We start from the raw sequence: 16,575 nt of genomic DNA, 5'->3' as shown, positions 1-16,575 counted from the left end.
GCTTCAGAAATATTGTCACGTAACGTTCGGGTCCGCATGGTGGCTGTGTTATTTCTTAGCCTCTGCAGCGCCAAAGATCTTAAGCACATCCGCATGAGTTCGTGAGTACGACTTTCGCGGGTTGGAGCTCGTGATAGATACCGCGGCATACGAACGCCAATCTTGTGGCTGTGTAGCTCTCGAGACCACATCGAGCGCTCCTCGACGGCGGTCAGCCTCAGCGCGCCAATGCTCACTCAAGAGCGTAAATCGTGTGCGAATCTGATCTTCTCGAAATTTTTCAACTAGATGGCCATAGGTATTACTTACAGTAATTGTATTTGCGTGTCCAAGCTGCTTGGCTACTATATCTAGTGGCACACCCGATGCAACAAGGTCACTAGCGTAAGTGTGCCGTAAACCATGAAACACAAAATCCTTTGGTAAACCTGCGTTTGCTACAGCTCGGCGAAAAAGTGCCGTGTGTTGCTTTTTCCAGACTTTGCCCATGTCCGAATGCAAAATGTAGTCACGCGCCGATTTTCCCTCACATAAGCTTAAGAAAAATGCCATGCCCTCATCAGGCAAAAATACAAATCGAGCAGGGCTGCGTTTAAATGCTCCAACACGAATACCAAAAACGTCCTTTGCAATATCTTCCACTCGCAAAGCGCCAAGCTCTCCAACGCGACAACCAGTATATAGCGCAGCCATTACTAGTTTTTTGAGTGCTGGTGTGCAGGTGCTAAGTAGTCGTTGGCACTCGGATCTGCTTAGGAATGTTGTCCTTGGACTGTGAACGACAGGAATTCTTTTTAAGCAACGCCACGGGCGCTCAGACTCAATGGCTGCATTGTCCCAGGCGTGCTCGAAGGCCATTCGTAGAATTGAGACAAGAGAATTGAATGTGCGCTTGCGCCGTCGTATTTCATCCGCGCTAAGTTGGCGATCTTCTGCATCAGCATACGCCATGAACCCAAAACGCGGTGGTGTTCGCAAGACTTGTCTGGCAAGCTGGGTCAAGTGTGTGGCGCAGAAGTCTTCCAGAGGGATATTTGAAAAACTCTGTATGAGATGATGATTGATTAGTGTGAGGTTGTTATAGTGGCCTCCAGGCGAGCGGGCGATCTCTGTCCATTGCGTATAGTCCCTTAGGGCGTGTCCAACGGTATAGACACTGCCTGTAGGGCAAATACTTATTTCACTAGTTCGGTCAGCAGTGCGGGGGGCTAACGCTATTTTTTCGATAGAGGGATCCGAAAACCATTGGAATGCTCTATGGAGAGCCGTGGGGTAGTCTAGCTTTCCGTTTCCTAGATCGATCGCTGGCCCAAGGCATTTTTGGATATATTTCTTTTCTTGAGTTAGGATCCGTGCAATCCAGTTGCATCGTCTCGCGTTCGGTCTGTGCACGCCTATATGTCGTCCTATTTGTAGAGCATAAAAATGCGGCTCATTGCGAATACGTAGATCTGCTATTGCCGCCTGGTTCGCAAAATGGCACGCCTTCGCACGACCTAGTATATTCTCTGGTACTATTTCTTCGATGCGGTAGGGCTCATTAGAAATGATATCATTTTTGTGAATATTTTTGTGCATTATCAATGATCTATCCGGCTTTGTGCAGCTGTATTCACAGGCGATTTTGAATAGAATGCACTATATGGTCTATGGAATTTAGCACGTTTAGTATGACGCGGCTACATTGAGGTTTTGCAGGTCATAGAGTTTGCCGCGATCCTGCGCCTGCGCGAGATGCTGTCCGACGCGATGGCCTGAACCCTCAGGTGGCGCTGTTCACCATTTGGGGGATCGCCGTGATCTCCGCGTCGACGCTCGCGAGGATCTCGTCAAGGATATCGGCCAGCTCGACTAGGCTGTCCCGATCTCCGGCCTGCGCCGCATATTCGACCTCGCGCAGCGTCGCGGCAAGATCCTCGAGGCCCACAACGGCCGCAGCCCCAAGGGCGCGATGGGCCAGCTGGCCCGTGTCCTGGGCCTGCGCCCGCGCGCTGCGCAACGCGTCGCGCGCATCGTTCAGGGTCGCGTGCAACAGGCCGATGGCCGTGTCCCGGCCCACCATCTGCGCCAAGGCGTCGAAATCGAGACCCGCGTCGCCCTTTCCTGCCGGTGCCGCCTTGGAGCTTTCGCCATCGCGCCGGGCGGGCGGCTCGCCTGCGGTCTGCCCCAGCGATTGGGCCACCTCCCACAGGTTTGTCGCCAGAACCTCCAACCGGACCGGTTTGACCAGCGCGCGGTCGATCCCGCACGATCGCAGCGCCTCGGGTTCCTCGGCCTCGATCAGGGCGCTGACCGCGATGATCACCGCCTCCCGGCACAGCCCGTCCTGCCTTATGGCCAGCGAGGCAGAGCGCCCGTCCATCACCGGCATGTTGATATCCATCAAGATCACGTCGAAACGGCGCGCGCGCGCAAGCTCGACTGCTTGCCGGCCGTCATGGGCCAGCGTGACGCGATGGCCCAGCCGCTGCACCATCTCGCGCATCAGCGTCAGGTTGACCTCGTTGTCATCGACCACCAACACATCCCAGACGACGCCTGTCGGGATCGGCGCGGCGCGGCTTGGCACGGGCAGGTCGACCGCGACACTGCCCTTGGCGCGGGGCAGGGTGATGTCGAACCAGAACCGGCTGCCCTTGCCGAGTTCGCTGTCCAGCCGGATCTGACCGCCCATCCGCTCCACCGCCAACCGCGTGATCGGCAGGCCAAGACCCGTTCCGTTCAACCCCGTGGCCAAGGTGTGATGGGGCAGATGATCGGCCGATGTCTCGAACAGCTCGAAAATCCGCTCGCGGTCCGCGGCGGCAATGCCGGGGCCCTCGTCCGTCACCGACACCGACAGGTGCAACGGCCCCTCGGGCTCCGGGTTGGAAAAGGACAGCGCCACCTCGATCTCGCCCGAGCCGGTGAATTTCACCGCATTGCCCACAAGGTTGTAGAGCGAGCGCGAAAAGGCCGCCGGATAGCCCAGCACGCGCTCCTGTGCGCCGGGACCGGTGACGCGCAACACGATCTCGTTGCCGTTTTCCCGCGCAAAGGGGCTCAATTCGCTGACCACCTCCTGTGCGATGCGGGCGGGCGAAAAGGCCACTTGCGGCTCGCGCATCGCGCTGGCGCGGGTGAATTGCAACACGTCATTGACCAGCGCCAGCGCGCGTTGGCTGCAATCGCGCGCCGTGTCGAACAAGGCCGCATCCGCCGCACCAAGCGCGCCCCTGTCGATCAGGTCGAGCGCCGCGATCAACCCGTGCAGCGGGGTCCGCATCTCGTGGCTCATGGTGGCCAGGAACATGCTCTTGGCCGCCGCCGCGCGCCGCGCCTCGCTCAACGCCCCGCGCAACGCGTTCTCGGCCTTCACCTGGGCCGAGATGTCGCGAATGAAGGCGATCGCGATCGGTTGCCCGTCGGCGTCGGTATCCGTCGTCAGCGCCAGTTCGACGGGAAACACCTGTCCGTCAGAGCGCAGGGCCAGCGTCCGCCGCGACACATCGCAAGGCTTGTTTTCCGCCTGCAGCGCGCGCATCCGGTCAAAGGTCGCAGCCAGAGACCGGACCAGCCGGGGCGGCGCCAGCTTGCGCACGTCGCTGCCGCTGATTTCGGCCATGGGCAGGCGGAACATGGTCTCCGCGGCCTTGTTGCACAGGATCACCCGCCCGTCGAAATCGGTCACGACCACCGCGCTGAGCGAGGCCTCGTAGGCCTTGGTGATGGTCGAGGCCGCGCGCTCGGCCTGCATGGTGCGCTGCTGCAACGCCCGGCTCAGCCGGACGGCAAAGACCGCAGCGATCAGGACCAGCGACAAAAGCACCAGCGTTTCGATCAGGAAGAACAGCCAGATCTCGCGTTCCCGTTCGCGCGCGCTCTGCGCCTCGTCGACGAAAACCTGCAATCCATGGGTCACCAGCCGCCGCACCAGCGGCTGCTTGGAGCGCAGATGTTCGGCAAAGGCGTCCAGCCCCGCGATATCGTCCGGCCCCAGGCTGTCGATGCGCGCCGTCAGCCTGTCCCGGACACCGCGCAGCTCGGACAGATCGACGGCGAAAGCCTCGGGCAGACCGGCCCGCTGCATCGCCGCGAAAAAGACGCCGATCCGGCTGTAGAAGACATCGAATTCGCGCTGCAGCTGATCCCAGGCCTCGGGCGAAACCTGCCCGCCCCCGGCCTGCGCGCTGCCCAACGCATCCTCCACCGCGATCACCAGCGAAAGATGATCCACCTCCAGCTGCGAAACGATCCAGCCCTGGTTGTCGGTATCGGCATCGCGCACCTGGTTCAGGCGGCGATCGAAATTCGCCGCGCTGAAGATCAGCGCAAGGCTCGACAGGAACAACAGCCCCAAGAGCACGGCCCCGCCAAGCCGGGCGCGGTCACGGCGCGGCCGCTTTGGCCCTGCCGCGTCGTCGCGCTGCCGTGGCGGGTGCTCGGCCACGCGATCAGCCGACGGTAATGTCGGTCAATTGCCAGACGCTGTAGGCATAGACGCTTTCCGAACGGAACCGCGGATCGGCATCATAGGGAAAGACGATCCAGAGCGGGCCCTTGTCGCGGCGGCTGAAAGGCTCGCCGCCGATCCGGTTGGCGACGATGGGCGCACCCGCTTCCACCACGGCACGCGGCATGTCCACGGTGTAATCGTTGATCGCCCGCAGCGTCAGATCGCCCGGACCGGCCCCGGCGGCCTCCAGCACGGCAGCCAGCGAGGGTCCGGAGAACCGCTGCACCCCCTCGGTCCAGATGGTTTCCGTCTCGAACTCGATCTGCGGCAGGGCAAGAAGGGCAGCATCATCATAGGTTTGCATACCCCCCTCGACAGCGCCCGACACTGTCAGCAATATGGTCTCGGCGCGAAGGGGCAGGGAAACCATGGCAAGACCCGCCGTAGCTCCGGCCAAGGTGATGAATTCGCGTCGAATCATGCTAGTGCTCCAGTCGTTGTGAGTAATCGGGTATTAGACGGTCCAGAATGTTTTTTTCTTCCATCGAAAGATAATAAATATTGTATTTCGATACGAAGGATTTCTTGAAGGCACAGGAAGGGCTCAAACGATCGATTGTGTGTTCAAACTCTTTAGTGTGATCTATGGTGTCGATGCGCAGGTATGCGATTGCTGTCATTGGTGTATCACCGGGCGCACAAGATGTCTCGAAGAAGCCTTTGCGGTGCCAGAACAATAGCGATGGAATATGAACATGTCTCTTATGTCGCAGAGTTCGGATGACAGCCTCAACGTCTTGATCGGTGACGATCATCGTTTGCTCGGGGAAGCTGTTGCCAACCTGTTGAAGACCTCGGCCGGCTATGGCGTGGCGACCGCCGAAAGCTACGAGGCGACGCTCGCGGCGCTGGCGGGCGGCGGGTTCGACGTGGTCCTCTTGGATCTCAAGATGCCCGGTATGAACGGATTGACCAGCGTGAAGCAGGTCGTGGACAAGGCCGCTCCGGCGCGTGTCGTGCTCTTCACCGGCCAGGTGGATCGGCATTTCCTCAACAGCGCCCTCGAATTCGGCGTGCGCGGCCTGATCCCCAAGACCATGCCGCTGCAATCGCTGTTGAGCGTGATCCAGCTCATCGCCTCCGGGCAGGTCTTCGTGCCCATGCAAGACAGCGACAGCCGCTCGCAGACGCAATCCGACGCGCCGCTGACCGAAAAGGAACATTTCGTGCTGAGCCGCGCGGCCGAGGGTCTGACCAACAAGGAAATCGCGCGCGACATGGCGATCAGCGAGGTCTCGGTGAAAATGCACATGCGCGCCATCTGCCGCAAGCTCGATGCCCGCAACCGGGCCCATGCGGTGATGATCAGCCGGGAACGCGCGCTGCTCTGACCGGCGGCACATACGCACTTGATGCGGCAAGGGGCGGGATGGGCATCATCCCGCCCCTTTCCGTTTCATGATCTCAGATGCTGGCCCAGTCGGTGATCTGCTTGGGCGCCTGGCCGGATTGCTGCATTTGCGCGGGCATGCCGTGTTGCCCGGTCTGCTGGGGCGCTGCCGTGCCGGTCTGGCCTTGCTGTTGGCCGGGCTGCATCGTGCCGAATTGTGTGTTGGTCGAATTGGGGGTCATGGGGGTGTGCCTGGTTGAGGTCGGTCTGCTCGATCCCGCCGCTGCGGCAGGATGGCGCGCGATTGATCCCAAGCGCCCCCTTTCGTCAAGCGCGAATCTCGCGCCCACCGGGTCCTTGCGCCTCCGATCCTGGCCTTTCGGCAAAAGCTCGCTCGTCTCCGCCGGAATGACCCGCCCCTTTGCCCCTCGAAAGCCTGTCGCCCCGCAGCCGCAGGCAAATGCCTGATGCCCGCGCGGGGTCAGCGGCGCAGGCCCGTGCCGATCTGGTCCAGCAGGCGTTCGATCCCCGCATCCCCCGACGCGCCCGCGATCTCCGCCTTCAGCGCGTCGAACTTGGCGCGCAGCGCGGCTTTCTCCGCGCCCTTGCAATCGTTCCACGGTCGCCCCTGCAGGGCCATGTGCAGCACGTAATAGGCGATGAAATGCGGCTCGGTCCCGGTCCGCAGCATGGCGCGATAGGCGGCATCGGCCCCCATCTTGCGCAGCGCCCCGGCGCTCGTGATGCCCGCGCGCGCCATTTGCTCGGCCTGCGCCGGGCCGATGTTGCGGATCACCGTGACGGGGTCCGCTCCCTCGGGGCCGGGGTCTGGCTCGGTCATGCAGGAATCCGCTCAGATGCTCGCCCAATCGTCATAGCGCACCGGCGCGGGCCTGTCTCCTGTCGGTGCAGGCGCGGGCGCTTGTGCGGGGGTGGGGGGATGTTCCATGGTCCTTGCCCTTTCTCGTGCCGCAAGACGCTTCGAGCCTGCGGGCAGAGCATGGCAATTCCGGTCCGGCATTGCGGCGCGGTTCGGGCATCCACCTGCGATTTGAACGGGGTAAAAAGCTGGCGACCCGACCATGTGGAAGAGAGACGAGGAGGCGGGCCGCCAGCAGGGTTTTCACATCGACCGACCGGGATGGTAAGGAAGGGAGGAGAAACATCCCACGACCGATGGGTCCACATTGCGCCCGATGTGACCTCCGACCAAGCGCGCAACATGGGCCCAGCCGCCGCTTTTGCCCGTTGCCTCAATTTCGGGCAGTCAGGACGGCGGCAAGATCGGGTTGCAAGCGCCCTTCGCACAAATCGCCCCCGGCACGGTGATTCTGCCACAGGCCCGGCTCGGTCACGCCGCGCGGCGCAGCCCCCCGCCCACCACGACCAAAAGACCGGGCAGGCTCGCGGCCAGGAACACGAGGCCAAAGGCGATGCTCGCGGCCATGGCCTCCGCCGGGCTCAGTCCCGCAAGCGGCAAGAACGCCGCCGCCGCCCCCTCGCGCAGACCCCATCCCCCGATCGTCAGCGGCACCACCATGGCGCACAGGATGACCGGCACCAGCGCCAGCGCCGCGGCCACGGGGATGGGCGCCCCCACCGCCTCCGCGCAAAAGGCAAAGCCCGCCACATTGGCCAGTGCCGTCCCGATGCTGAGCAGCGCCTGCCGTCCCCGCACCTCGCGCGCGAAAAGACACAGGTGCAGCCCGTCCCCAAGCCGCGTCAGCATCCGGCCCATCCGCCCCCGCACGATCCGCGCAGCCCCCCACAGGATCAGCGGCAGGCCAAGCCCTGTGCCGATCAGCGCCGCCACCGGCCAGATCGCCCAATCCGGCCAGTCCAGGCCGCCCGGCACCGCCAGCGTCGCGCCAAAAGCCACCGCCAACAGCGCAAAGATGGCGATCTGCCCGGCCAGCCGCTCGAACACCACCGCCTGACCCGAGGCCAAAAGCCCCGCCTGCGCCCGTGCCCTGACCGCGCGGCCCGCATCCCCCAGAACGCCCCCCGGCAGGGCCTGGTTGACGATCTGCGACAGGTAATATTCCCGAACCGCCGTCGCCCCGTCGATGGCGATCCCCAGCCGGGCCGCCGTCAGCCGCCAGCGCAGCGCCGACAGCACGATCTGCGCACTCAGCGCTGCAAGCGCCGCCAAAAGCCAGCCCGCCTGCGCCCCGGCCAGACGCCGCATCGCCTCAGCCCCGTCGGCGGCGTGCCAAAGCCACACCAAAAGACCCGCCGCCACGCCCCCCTGCATCACGCGGATCAGGCCCTTGCCCAAGGGATGCGTGCCCGCCATCGCTCAGCTATCCGCCGCCTCGGGACCGACGCTGCTGAAGGCCCCGAGGATCAGGTCCCGCAACCGGTCCATGGGGATCACCTGCAGGTCATCTTGCGGCAGCAATCCCGGCGACAGGCCCCATTCGGCCGCCCGCGCCACCAGATGCGCAGGGCCTATGACATGGATCGGCACATCGGGGCGCTCGTCCAGCGCGACGAAGCCCGCCGCCTGGTGATCCCCCAGCACGATCATCAACGGCGGGTCCTCGGCATGGCGCGCGGCATAGCCCAGCACCGCTTGCAGCGCATAATCGACCGCCAGCCGGTATTGCGCCCTGACCCGGTCCCGGTCGCGCCAGACCACGTCCGGCGGATCGCCCGCCGCCGCCATCTCGTCAAAGATGCGCCCATCCCCGATCTCGTCCCAATCCACCATTTCGGGCACCGGGACCCAGGGCGCATGGGACGAGCCTGTCGCCACCTGCACGAACAGGTGCCGCGCGTCCTCGCGGCTGTCGCCGAGCAGGCGGTCCATGGCGGCATAGGTGAACTGGTCGGGCATCGTCACCCAGTTGAAATTGCGCCCCCCATAGCCAAGATCGGCCGCCGCCAGCACCGTCTCGAACCCCATCACCGCGCTTTCGGGCCAGTCGAGCGTGATCTGCGGCATCACGGCGGCGGTGTGAAACCCCGCATCCCGCGCCAGGTGGAACAGCGTCTGCCGCCCCGATGCCAGCGCCGCCCCGTATCGCGTCTGCCCATCGATCCAAAGCCCGTTGGCCAGCGTGGCATGCGCCAGCCAGCTTTGCCCGCCCCGCGTGGGCGAGGCGACAAGCCCCGACGCCATGGCCAGCCCCCGCGCCGCCAGATCGGCCTCGCCCGCCTCCAGCGTGGCGCGATGCAGCCCGGCAAAGAACGGCGTATCAAGGCTCGTGCGCCCATAGCTTTCCACGAAAACGACAATCACGTCCCGGTCGATCAGATCGAGCCGCCGCCCGGTCCCGGCCCAGGGGTCTTGCGCCGCCGCCGCCTCGAAGGCGCGCAGATCGGCCAGCGTGGCGCGCCCGCTCTGCCAGCGTTCCACCCCGACCCGCGCGGTAAAGGCCGCGCCCGGCGGATCGAAGGGCAGGGACCAGCGCCCCATCGCGGCCCCGATCTCGGCGCTGGCGACCCCTGCGGCCAGAATGCCCATCGCGGCCAATCCCCCGCGCAGGGCGGGCCTTGCGACCGCCACCCCGGCCCAGACCCCGCTCGCCCACCACAACAGCCACGCGACGAGCCCCACCGCGACAAGCGCCGCGATACCGGCCAGAACCGTCGCGGCCAAGCCGATGGCCCCCGTCAACAGCCGCAATCCCGCCTCGACCAGCGCCATGTCCGCCACCGGGTTGAACCCGCGCGCCAGCGCCGTGAACATCGCGAAATCGGCAGCCTTCAGCGTTGCGATCACGACCAGCGCCGCGACCAGCAGCGCGCGCAAGGCGCGCCCCCAGCGCCCCGGCCCGATGGCCATCAGCCCCAGCACGATCACCGGCAATTCCAGCGGAAACAGGACCAGCGCGCCCCATGTCATCGCCGCCGGATGGTTGGGCTGGATCAGCACCAGGTGCAGCACAAGCGCCGCCAGCACCAGACGCAGGGCAGGGCGCAGCCGGGGCGGGATCACGCGCGCGCCCTGCGCAGCCACAAGATGTCCTTGCCAAAGGACCAGGCCAGCATCAGCGCCACGACCGCGACCAGCGGATTGCCGAATTCCGGGGTGACCGGCGGCAGTTGCAGCGCGATCAAGGTGGCGATCTGCGCGACGCAGACGGCCTTGCGACTGAACCTTTCGGGCAGCGGCCCGTCCAGCCAGGGCGCCGCCAGCCCCGCCGCGGCAAAGGCATAGCGCGGCACGCCGATCAGCAGCACGATCGCGCCCGCGCTTCCCGCCGCCATGGCGTTGAGCGCAAGGATCAGGGCCAGCGCGCTGTCGACTTCCATGTCGAACCTCGCCCCGAAGCCGGAACTCAACCCCTCCCGCCGCGCCAGCCATCCATCCAGCCCGTCCAGCGACAGCGCCAAAAGAGCGACCACCGGCACCGCCCATGCCACGGCCACGTCCCCCGCCAAGGGGGCGAGCAAGGCCGCCGTCAGCGCCAACCGCGCCAGCGTCACGCGGTTGCACAGCCCAAGCCGCCCATGCGGATAGCCCCGCCGCATCAGCACAAGGCTCAGCGCCACGCCGACCCCATATCCCGCCAGCGCGAACCAGAGCGCGGGGTGCCCGCCCACCAGCGCGATCCCCGCCGCCAGCACCAGCACGACACCGCCCGCAGCCGCCCGCAGAAAGCTGCGGTGCAGATCGGGCAGCAGGGCCCGGGCAAAGGGTGGCAGGGCGGGGTCGATATCGCTCATGGCTCCGAGTCTAGCGCGCCGCATGGACTGTCAAGCGCCTGTCACATTGCTTGAACCGCCCCTGCCTCGCTCTAGCTCGATGTCGGGAAAGGGGCCCTGTCGATGTCGAGCCGCCGATATTCCGCGCCCGCCCGCCTGCTCCACTGGACCATGGCGGGCCTGGTGCTTGCGACCATCCCGGCGGGGCTTGTCATGGTCCAGCCGGGCCTCGACCGCGCGCTCCAGAACAGCCTGTTCATTTTCCACAAGAACATCGGCGTTCTGCTCATCCTTCTGGTGGTGCTGCGCCTTCTGGTCCGCCTGCGCAACAGCCCGCCGCCCTTGCCTGCAAGCCTGTCGCCGGTTCAGGCGCGCGCCGCCGGTGCCAGCCACCTCGCGCTGTATGTCCTGCTGATCCTCGTGCCCGTCGCGGGCTATGTCCGCGTGCGGGCGGGCGGTTTCCCGATCGAAAGCCTCGATGCGCTGGGCCTGCCGGGCCTCGTGCCGCGCTCCGACGCCTTGGCCGAACTGGCCAAGATGATCCATTACGGGGCGAGCCTGACACTCGCCGCCCTGATCTGCCTGCATGTCGCCGCCGCCTGTCATCACGGCATCGTGAAGCGCGATGGCGTGTTTTCGCGCATCTGGCCCCCCTTTGGCGGCGGGCTTCGCTAGGGCGCCCTTGCAAAGCCTTGCGGGCGGTGTAGATGCCGCGGCGCAGCGCTGATCGCGCCTGCTTCCTCCACCTTCAGCACGAAAGGCCGACCCCCATCATGTCCCTCGCCGAAAGCCATATCGGACCGTTCATCGGACCGCGCCCCATGGGGCGGAACTGGCACTTCCGGGCCTTCGTGGCGCTGACGGCGGGGATGGCCGGGGGCATCGCCACAGCCGTGGCGCTGGCCATCGCCGACTGGACCCCCGCATCCGTCGCGGCCATGATCCTCGTCACGCTCAGCGCGCTCTGGATCTCGGGGGGCGCGGCAACGGCGATCCTGGGCCTCGTGCAACCGCGCGCCCCGACAGCGGCCCCGCCCGAGGGCTGGCAGCCACAGGGCAGGACCGCCATCTTGCTCACGCTTTGCGGTGAACCCGCCGACAAGGTCGCCACCGCCCTGGCCGATCTGCGCCGCGGTCTCGACCGGCTCGGGCTCGCGCAGAGCGTGGCGATCTTCGTCCTGTCCGACACATCGGGGGCGGAGCGCATCCTGGCCGAGGAAACAGCCCTTGCCGATCTGCGCGCGGCGCGCGCGCTGCACTACCGCCGCCGCCCCGCCAACACCGGCCGCAAACCCGGCAATATCGCCGATTGGCTGGCCGCCCATGGCGCGGATTTCGCCTACATGGCCGTGCTCGACGCCGACAGCAAGATGAGCGCCCACCGCCTGCGCGCCCTCATCCACCGGATCGAGACCCAGCCGCGCCTGGGCCTTGTTCAGGCCGGCATGACCCTTGTTCCGGGCAAAAGCCGCTTCGGCCGCTACCAGCGCCTGTCGGTCCGGCTGCTTGCGCCCAATTTCGGGCGCGGCATGGCGGCCTGGGCGGGCAGGACCGGCAATTACTGGGGCCATAACGCGATCATGCGCGTCGCGGCCTTCCGCGCGGCCTGCGATCTGCCGATCCTGTCCGGCCCCGCGCCCTTCGGCGGTGCACCGCTGAGCCATGATTTCGTCGAAGCCGCCTGGATCCGCCGCGCGGGCTGGGCGGTCGTGCTCGATCCCGACACCCGGGGCAGCGCCGAGGATGGCCCCCAGACGCTCGCCGAATTCCACAAGCGCGACCGCCGTTGGTGCCAGGGCAACCTGCAACACCTGCGCCTTCTGGCCGAACCTGGCCTGGCCCCCCTCAGCCGCCTGCATTTCGCCTCCGGCATCATGGGCTATCTGGCGGCCCCGATCTGGCTTGCGCTCGTGGGGATGATCGCGTCCGGCGCGGTCAGCGTGCAGGGCGCCTTGCCCTTCCTTCTGATCGCTTTGGTGCTGATCCTGCCCAAGCTCTGCGCGATGGGCGCGCTCGTGATCCGCGCCCGCAGGCCCGCGCGGCGCAGGGTCATCCTGCGCGCCTCTGCCGCCGAATTGCTCCTGTCGACGCTGATCGCCCCCCTCGTGATGATCCGCCAGACGGGCGCGGTGGCCTCCGTGCTGATGAGGCGCGATTGCGGATGGAAATCGGACCGCCCCGCGCGCGCCCTGCCCAGGGGCCTGCCCGAACTCGCTGCGGGTCTCGGGCTTGTCCTGCTCGCGGTCTCGACCGGCCCGGTCGCGGGCCTCGTCTGGCTCCTGCCCATCGCGGCCCCTTTGCTTGCGGCCCCGATCCTCTTGCGCGCGCTGGATGCGGGGGCATGATGCGCCGCCGCGATCTTCTGGGGGGGGCGCTTGCCGCCGCAGCGCTCACCCCCGGCCTGCGCCTGTCGGCCCAGACCCCCGCCCTAGCCCCCGGCCAGACCCTGATCGAGGCCGCGCGGGCGCTGGCCGCCCAGGCCTATGTCGCGCCGACCGGCGATCTGCCGCCGCCCTTTGCCGGGCTCACCTATGACAGCTACCGCGCGATCCGCCCCGTGGCGGGGCGCGCCGCGATGTTGCCGCTCGGCGCGGATTACGCCGTCGACCTGCTGCCCCCCGGGCTTTTCTTTCCCGATCCCGTGTCCATCGACCTGCCGTCGGATACCGGGTTCCGCAGCATCGACCTGACCCCCGATCTCTTCGATTTCCACGAACGCTATTTCGACACGATCCCCGACACCGCGCCCGGCGCGGGCTTTTCCGGCCTGCGCCTGCGCCATCCGCTGAACGCGCCCGATGTGCTGGACGAGGTCCTGGTGGTGCAGGGTGCCAGCTATTTCCGCGCCATTGGCCGCGCCATGGCCTATGGGCTGTCGGCCCGTGCCGTGGCGCTGGGCACCGGCGGCCCCGTCCCCGAGGAATTCCCCCGCTTCACCCACCTGCGCCTCCATCCGCCCGTGGCAGGCACGATCCGGCTCGAGGCGGTGATCGACAGCCCCTCGCTCGCGGGCCATGTCGACATGATCCTGCGCCCGGGCGCGGATACGGTGATGGACATGGCCGTCACGATCCTGCCCCGGCGCGAGATCGCCGATATCGGCGTGGCGCCGCTCACCTCCATGTATCTCAAGGGGCCGATGCGCGCCGCCGTCTCCGATGATTTCCGCCCCCGCGTCCATGACAGCGACGTGCTGATGGTGCGCAACGGTGCGGGCGAAACGCTCTGGCGTCCCATCGCCAACCCCGCCCGCGTCGAAACCAGCGCCCTGCAAGATGACGGGCCGCGCGCCTTTGGCCTCTGGCAGACGCCCCGCGCCTTCGAGGATTTCGAGGACAGCGAGGCGCGCTACCACGACCGCCCCTCCGCCACGGTCGAACCGCAGGAGGATTGGGGCAGGGGGGCGGTGATCCTCGTCGAAATTCCCACGGGCGACGAATTCATGGACAATATCGTCGCCTTCTGGCGACCCGAGGTCCCGCTTGCCGCAGGCAGCGAACACCGCTTCGCCTATCGCCTGACATGGACCCGCCGCGATCCGGGGGCCGACGCGCTGATGCCGCTCCGCCAAAGCCGCAGCGGCCGCGAACATGACCGCCCCGGCACGCGCCGTTTCGTCGTGGATTTCGCAGGCCCCCCCGAGGCGCTCGTGGCCGATCTCTCGGCGACCCCGGGCGAGGTGTCGGGCGCAAGCGTCTTTGCCCTGCCCGAGGGGCGGGGGACGCGCGTCACCTTTCTCCTGACGCCCGGGGCCGCCGATAGCTGCGACCTGCGCCTTGTCCTGCGCGATGCGGGCGGTGCGCCCGCCACGCCGGTCTGGCTCTACCGCTGGACCCGGGCGCGCGACGGCGGCGTCTGAGCGGGGCTCTGCCCGTTGTTTTTGAGCGGGGGGCTCTGCCCGTTGTTTTTAAGATGGGGGGCTCTGCCCCCCATGGCCTTTGGCCATTCCCCCGGAGTTTTCCGGCCAAGATGAAGGGCAGGGCGCGGTGGTGGCTTGAGCCCCGGCCGCGCCTCAGTCCGAGAGCGCGATCCGCGCCCTGAGCGGCCTGTGGTCGGAGGCCATGCGGATGCCCGGCCCGTCCAGAACCCTGGCCTCGGTCACGCGGGCGGGCGGCGTCACCAGCACCCGGTCGAGCGGCAAGAGGGGGCGCCTCGCCGGGAATGTCGCGGGCGCAGGCCCCCGCAGGTCGAGCCCCGTCACCCGCCGCGACAGCGCCAGCCCGCCCCAGGGCCGCCATTCGTTCAGATCCCCTGCAAGGATCGTCGGCCGGGCCGCGCGGCGAAACAGGTGCTGGCCGATGGTGCGCATCTGCGCCACCCGCAATCCCTGGCCCAGCGACAGATGCGTGCCCACCAGCCGCATCTCGCGCCCGCCAAGGGTGAAATCCACGACCACGGCCCCCCGGTGGCAATGGCCGGGCAGGTCGATCAACGCGATCTCGCCCAATCGCGCCTCGGGATGCAGGAAGACGATCGTGCCCAGGAACCCGTGGCTCTCTGCCCCCCAACGATGGGCGGCATCTCCGTGCAGATGGACAAGGCCCGTCGCGGCCTCGATCCGCCCGAGATCGAGAAACCCCTGATGCGGCGGGGTTTCGGCGTCGGCCTCCTGCAGGACCAGCGCATCGGGGGCGGGCCGGGCCACCTCCTTGGCCAGAACCCGCGCGATGCGCGCCGCATCCACCCGTCCATCCGCCCCGCGCCCGCGGTGGATGTTCCAGCTGAGGCAGGTAAACTCCGTCTCTGTGCCGCGCATCATTCCCCCCGGACCCTTGCGCCAGATAAATCCGCAAGCCCGCCCATCAAGGCGCGCCCTCCCCCATCCCCCCGCCGCGCCTCACGAATTCTTTTGTGAAGCGCCCCGCTCCGGCCCTATGTATGCCGCAACGGACCCATGCCGGTCCCCGCGCTCAGGCAGGACGGAACATGCATCTCCTCAGGCAAAGCCTTCTGGCCCTTGCGGCCCTCGTTCTCGCTGTCGGGATCTGGGCTGTCTACGTGCCCGCGGCCGCGCCCTGGCTCGAACGGGCCGGCCTCTACGATCTTCTGGGGCTCGAGCCCCCCGCCGCGGAATCTGCCGAAGGCGGGCGGCGCGGTTTCGGCGGCGGGGCGGCGCAGGTCGTCGTGGCCCCCGTCTCGACCGGTCAGGCCAATGCCCGCGTCAGCGCCATCGGCGACGGGCGCGCGCTCCGCTCGGTCACGGTCCGCTCGGATGCCACGGGCATGATCCGCGAGCTTGCCATCACCCCCGGCACCTGGGTCGAGGCGGGCGCGCTGATCGCCCAGCTTGATGACGATGCCGAACGCATCGCGCTGGAACGCGCGCGCCTCATGGTCATGGACGCCCGCCGCAACCTCGACCGCCTGCGCCAGCTCGGCGGTTCGGGCGCTGTCTCCGCCGTCCAGATCCGCGAGGCGGAACTGGCGCTCGGCACCGCCGAACTGGGGGTGGAACAGGCCGAATTCGACCTGTCGCTGCGCCGCATCACCGCCCCGATCTCGGGTTGGGCGGGCCTTCTGGAAGTGGCCGAGGGCGACCGCATCGGCACGCAGGACACGATCGGGGTCCTCAGCGACCGCTCGAGCCTGCAGATCGATTTCCGCATCCCTGAACGCTTCATCGGCCAGCTCTCCATCGGCATGCCCGTCGAGGTCACGGCGCTTGCCCGCCCCGATCACCCGCTCTCGGGCGAGATCGTGGCACTCGACAACGTGGTCGACCGCACCAGCCGCACCCTGCGCGTCCAGGCGCAGCTCGACAATGCCGACGACAGCCTGCGCGCGGGCCAGGCGTTTTCCGTGACCCTCTCCTTTCCCGGCGACACGCTGGCCTCCGTCGATCCGCTCGCCATCCAATGGTCGGGCAATGGCGCCTATCTCTGGGCCGCGCGCGACGGTCAGGCCATGCGCATCCCCGTCACCATCCGCCAGCGCAACGCCGACAGCGTGCTTGTCGAAGGCGATCTCGCCCCTGGCGATCTCGTGATCATCGAAGGCGTCCAGACGCTGCGCCCCGGCGCCGAGCTGCAGATCGTCGAGGGCGCATCGGCAGCCGCCCCCGCTCGCGCCGACGACGCCTGAGACCAGGGGGGCACGC

The 16,575-nt window shown here is 66.9% G+C and carries 14 protein-coding genes; 5 read left to right on the top strand and 9 right to left on the bottom strand.

The window, feature by feature from the left end; genetic code table 11:
- Nucleotides 1-48: 48 nt before the first annotated feature.
- The 3 genes from AABA51_RS09565 to AABA51_RS09555 form a co-directional block, all read right to left on the bottom strand.
- Complete coding sequence (locus AABA51_RS09565) at nucleotides 49-1,578, bottom strand: site-specific integrase (RefSeq protein WP_338271531.1); 1,530 nt, start codon at nucleotides 1,576-1,578, stop codon at nucleotides 49-51.
- 184 nt (nucleotides 1,579-1,762) lie between these two features.
- On the bottom strand, nucleotides 1,763-4,429 hold the full coding sequence (locus AABA51_RS09560) for a hybrid sensor histidine kinase/response regulator (protein ID WP_338271530.1): 2,667 nt from the start codon (nucleotides 4,427-4,429) through the stop codon (nucleotides 1,763-1,765).
- A 4-nt stretch (nucleotides 4,430-4,433) separates the two neighbouring features.
- Nucleotides 4,434-4,916 carry an oxidoreductase gene (locus AABA51_RS09555; protein WP_338271529.1) on the bottom strand — a complete coding sequence of 161 codons (483 nt, stop codon included), beginning with the start codon at nucleotides 4,914-4,916 and terminating at the stop codon, nucleotides 4,434-4,436.
- A gap of 283 nt (nucleotides 4,917-5,199) precedes the next feature.
- Here AABA51_RS09555 and AABA51_RS09550 point away from each other — a divergent pair, with 283 nt between their 5' ends.
- Nucleotides 5,200-5,826, top strand: a complete 627-nt coding sequence (locus tag AABA51_RS09550; RefSeq protein ID WP_338271528.1) for a response regulator transcription factor — start codon at nucleotides 5,200-5,202, stop codon at nucleotides 5,824-5,826.
- A gap of 73 nt (nucleotides 5,827-5,899) precedes the next feature.
- Here the strand turns inward: AABA51_RS09550 and AABA51_RS09545 are convergent, their stop codons facing one another.
- The 5 genes from AABA51_RS09545 to AABA51_RS09525 all read right to left on the bottom strand — a co-directional run bounded on the left by AABA51_RS09545 (nucleotide 5,900) and on the right by AABA51_RS09525 (nucleotide 10,499).
- A complete protein-coding gene (locus AABA51_RS09545; RefSeq protein ID WP_338271527.1) occupies nucleotides 5,900-6,067 on the bottom strand; it encodes a hypothetical protein in 168 nt (55 codons plus the stop codon).
- Nucleotides 6,068-6,306: 239 nt separating this feature from the next.
- Nucleotides 6,307-6,666: a TfoX/Sxy family protein gene (locus AABA51_RS09540; protein WP_338271526.1), complete on the bottom strand. Its 360-nt coding sequence runs from the start codon at nucleotides 6,664-6,666 to the stop codon at nucleotides 6,307-6,309.
- Between the two features lie 510 nt (nucleotides 6,667-7,176).
- Entirely contained in the window at nucleotides 7,177-8,121 is a 945-nt protein-coding gene (locus AABA51_RS09535) for a lysylphosphatidylglycerol synthase transmembrane domain-containing protein (protein ID WP_338271524.1), read from the bottom strand.
- 3 nt (nucleotides 8,122-8,124) lie between these two features.
- Entirely contained in the window at nucleotides 8,125-9,789 is a 1,665-nt protein-coding gene (locus AABA51_RS09530) for a sulfatase-like hydrolase/transferase (RefSeq protein WP_338271523.1), read from the bottom strand.
- Nucleotides 9,765-10,499, bottom strand: coding sequence for a CDP-alcohol phosphatidyltransferase family protein (locus tag AABA51_RS09525; protein WP_338271522.1), 735 nt, complete (start codon nucleotides 10,497-10,499; stop codon nucleotides 9,765-9,767). The genes AABA51_RS09530 and AABA51_RS09525 overlap by 25 nt, the downstream gene beginning before the upstream one ends.
- Before the next feature lie 102 nt (nucleotides 10,500-10,601).
- Here AABA51_RS09525 and AABA51_RS09520 point away from each other — a divergent pair, with 102 nt between their 5' ends.
- The 3 genes from AABA51_RS09520 (at nucleotide 10,602) to AABA51_RS09510 (ending at nucleotide 14,337) form a co-directional block, all read left to right on the top strand.
- On the top strand, nucleotides 10,602-11,153 hold the full coding sequence (locus AABA51_RS09520) for a cytochrome b (RefSeq protein WP_338271520.1): 552 nt from the start codon (nucleotides 10,602-10,604) through the stop codon (nucleotides 11,151-11,153).
- Nucleotides 11,154-11,251: 98 nt separating this feature from the next.
- On the top strand, nucleotides 11,252-12,823 hold the full coding sequence (mdoH, locus tag AABA51_RS09515) for a glucans biosynthesis glucosyltransferase MdoH (protein WP_338271519.1): 1,572 nt from the start codon (nucleotides 11,252-11,254) through the stop codon (nucleotides 12,821-12,823).
- A complete protein-coding gene (locus tag AABA51_RS09510; RefSeq protein ID WP_338271518.1) occupies nucleotides 12,820-14,337 on the top strand; it encodes a glucan biosynthesis protein in 1,518 nt (505 codons plus the stop codon). The genes mdoH and AABA51_RS09510 overlap by 4 nt, the downstream gene beginning before the upstream one ends.
- Nucleotides 14,338-14,490: 153 nt before the next feature.
- On the opposite strand, the gene AABA51_RS09505 is transcribed toward AABA51_RS09510, so the two are convergent.
- Nucleotides 14,491-15,237, bottom strand: a complete 747-nt coding sequence (locus AABA51_RS09505) for an endonuclease/exonuclease/phosphatase family protein (RefSeq protein ID WP_338271517.1) — start codon at nucleotides 15,235-15,237, stop codon at nucleotides 14,491-14,493.
- Between the two features lie 167 nt (nucleotides 15,238-15,404).
- Here AABA51_RS09505 and AABA51_RS09500 point away from each other — a divergent pair, with 167 nt between their 5' ends.
- Complete coding sequence (locus tag AABA51_RS09500; protein WP_338271516.1) at nucleotides 15,405-16,559, top strand: efflux RND transporter periplasmic adaptor subunit; 1,155 nt, start codon at nucleotides 15,405-15,407, stop codon at nucleotides 16,557-16,559.
- Nucleotides 16,560-16,575 lie beyond the last annotated feature (16 nt).

This window comes from Roseicyclus marinus (genome assembly GCF_036322625.1).
Lineage (GTDB): Bacteria > Pseudomonadota > Alphaproteobacteria > Rhodobacterales > Rhodobacteraceae > Roseicyclus > Roseicyclus marinus_A.
Note: the sequence above shows the minus strand (reverse complement) of the source record. Positions and strands in the feature narration are given on the sequence as shown.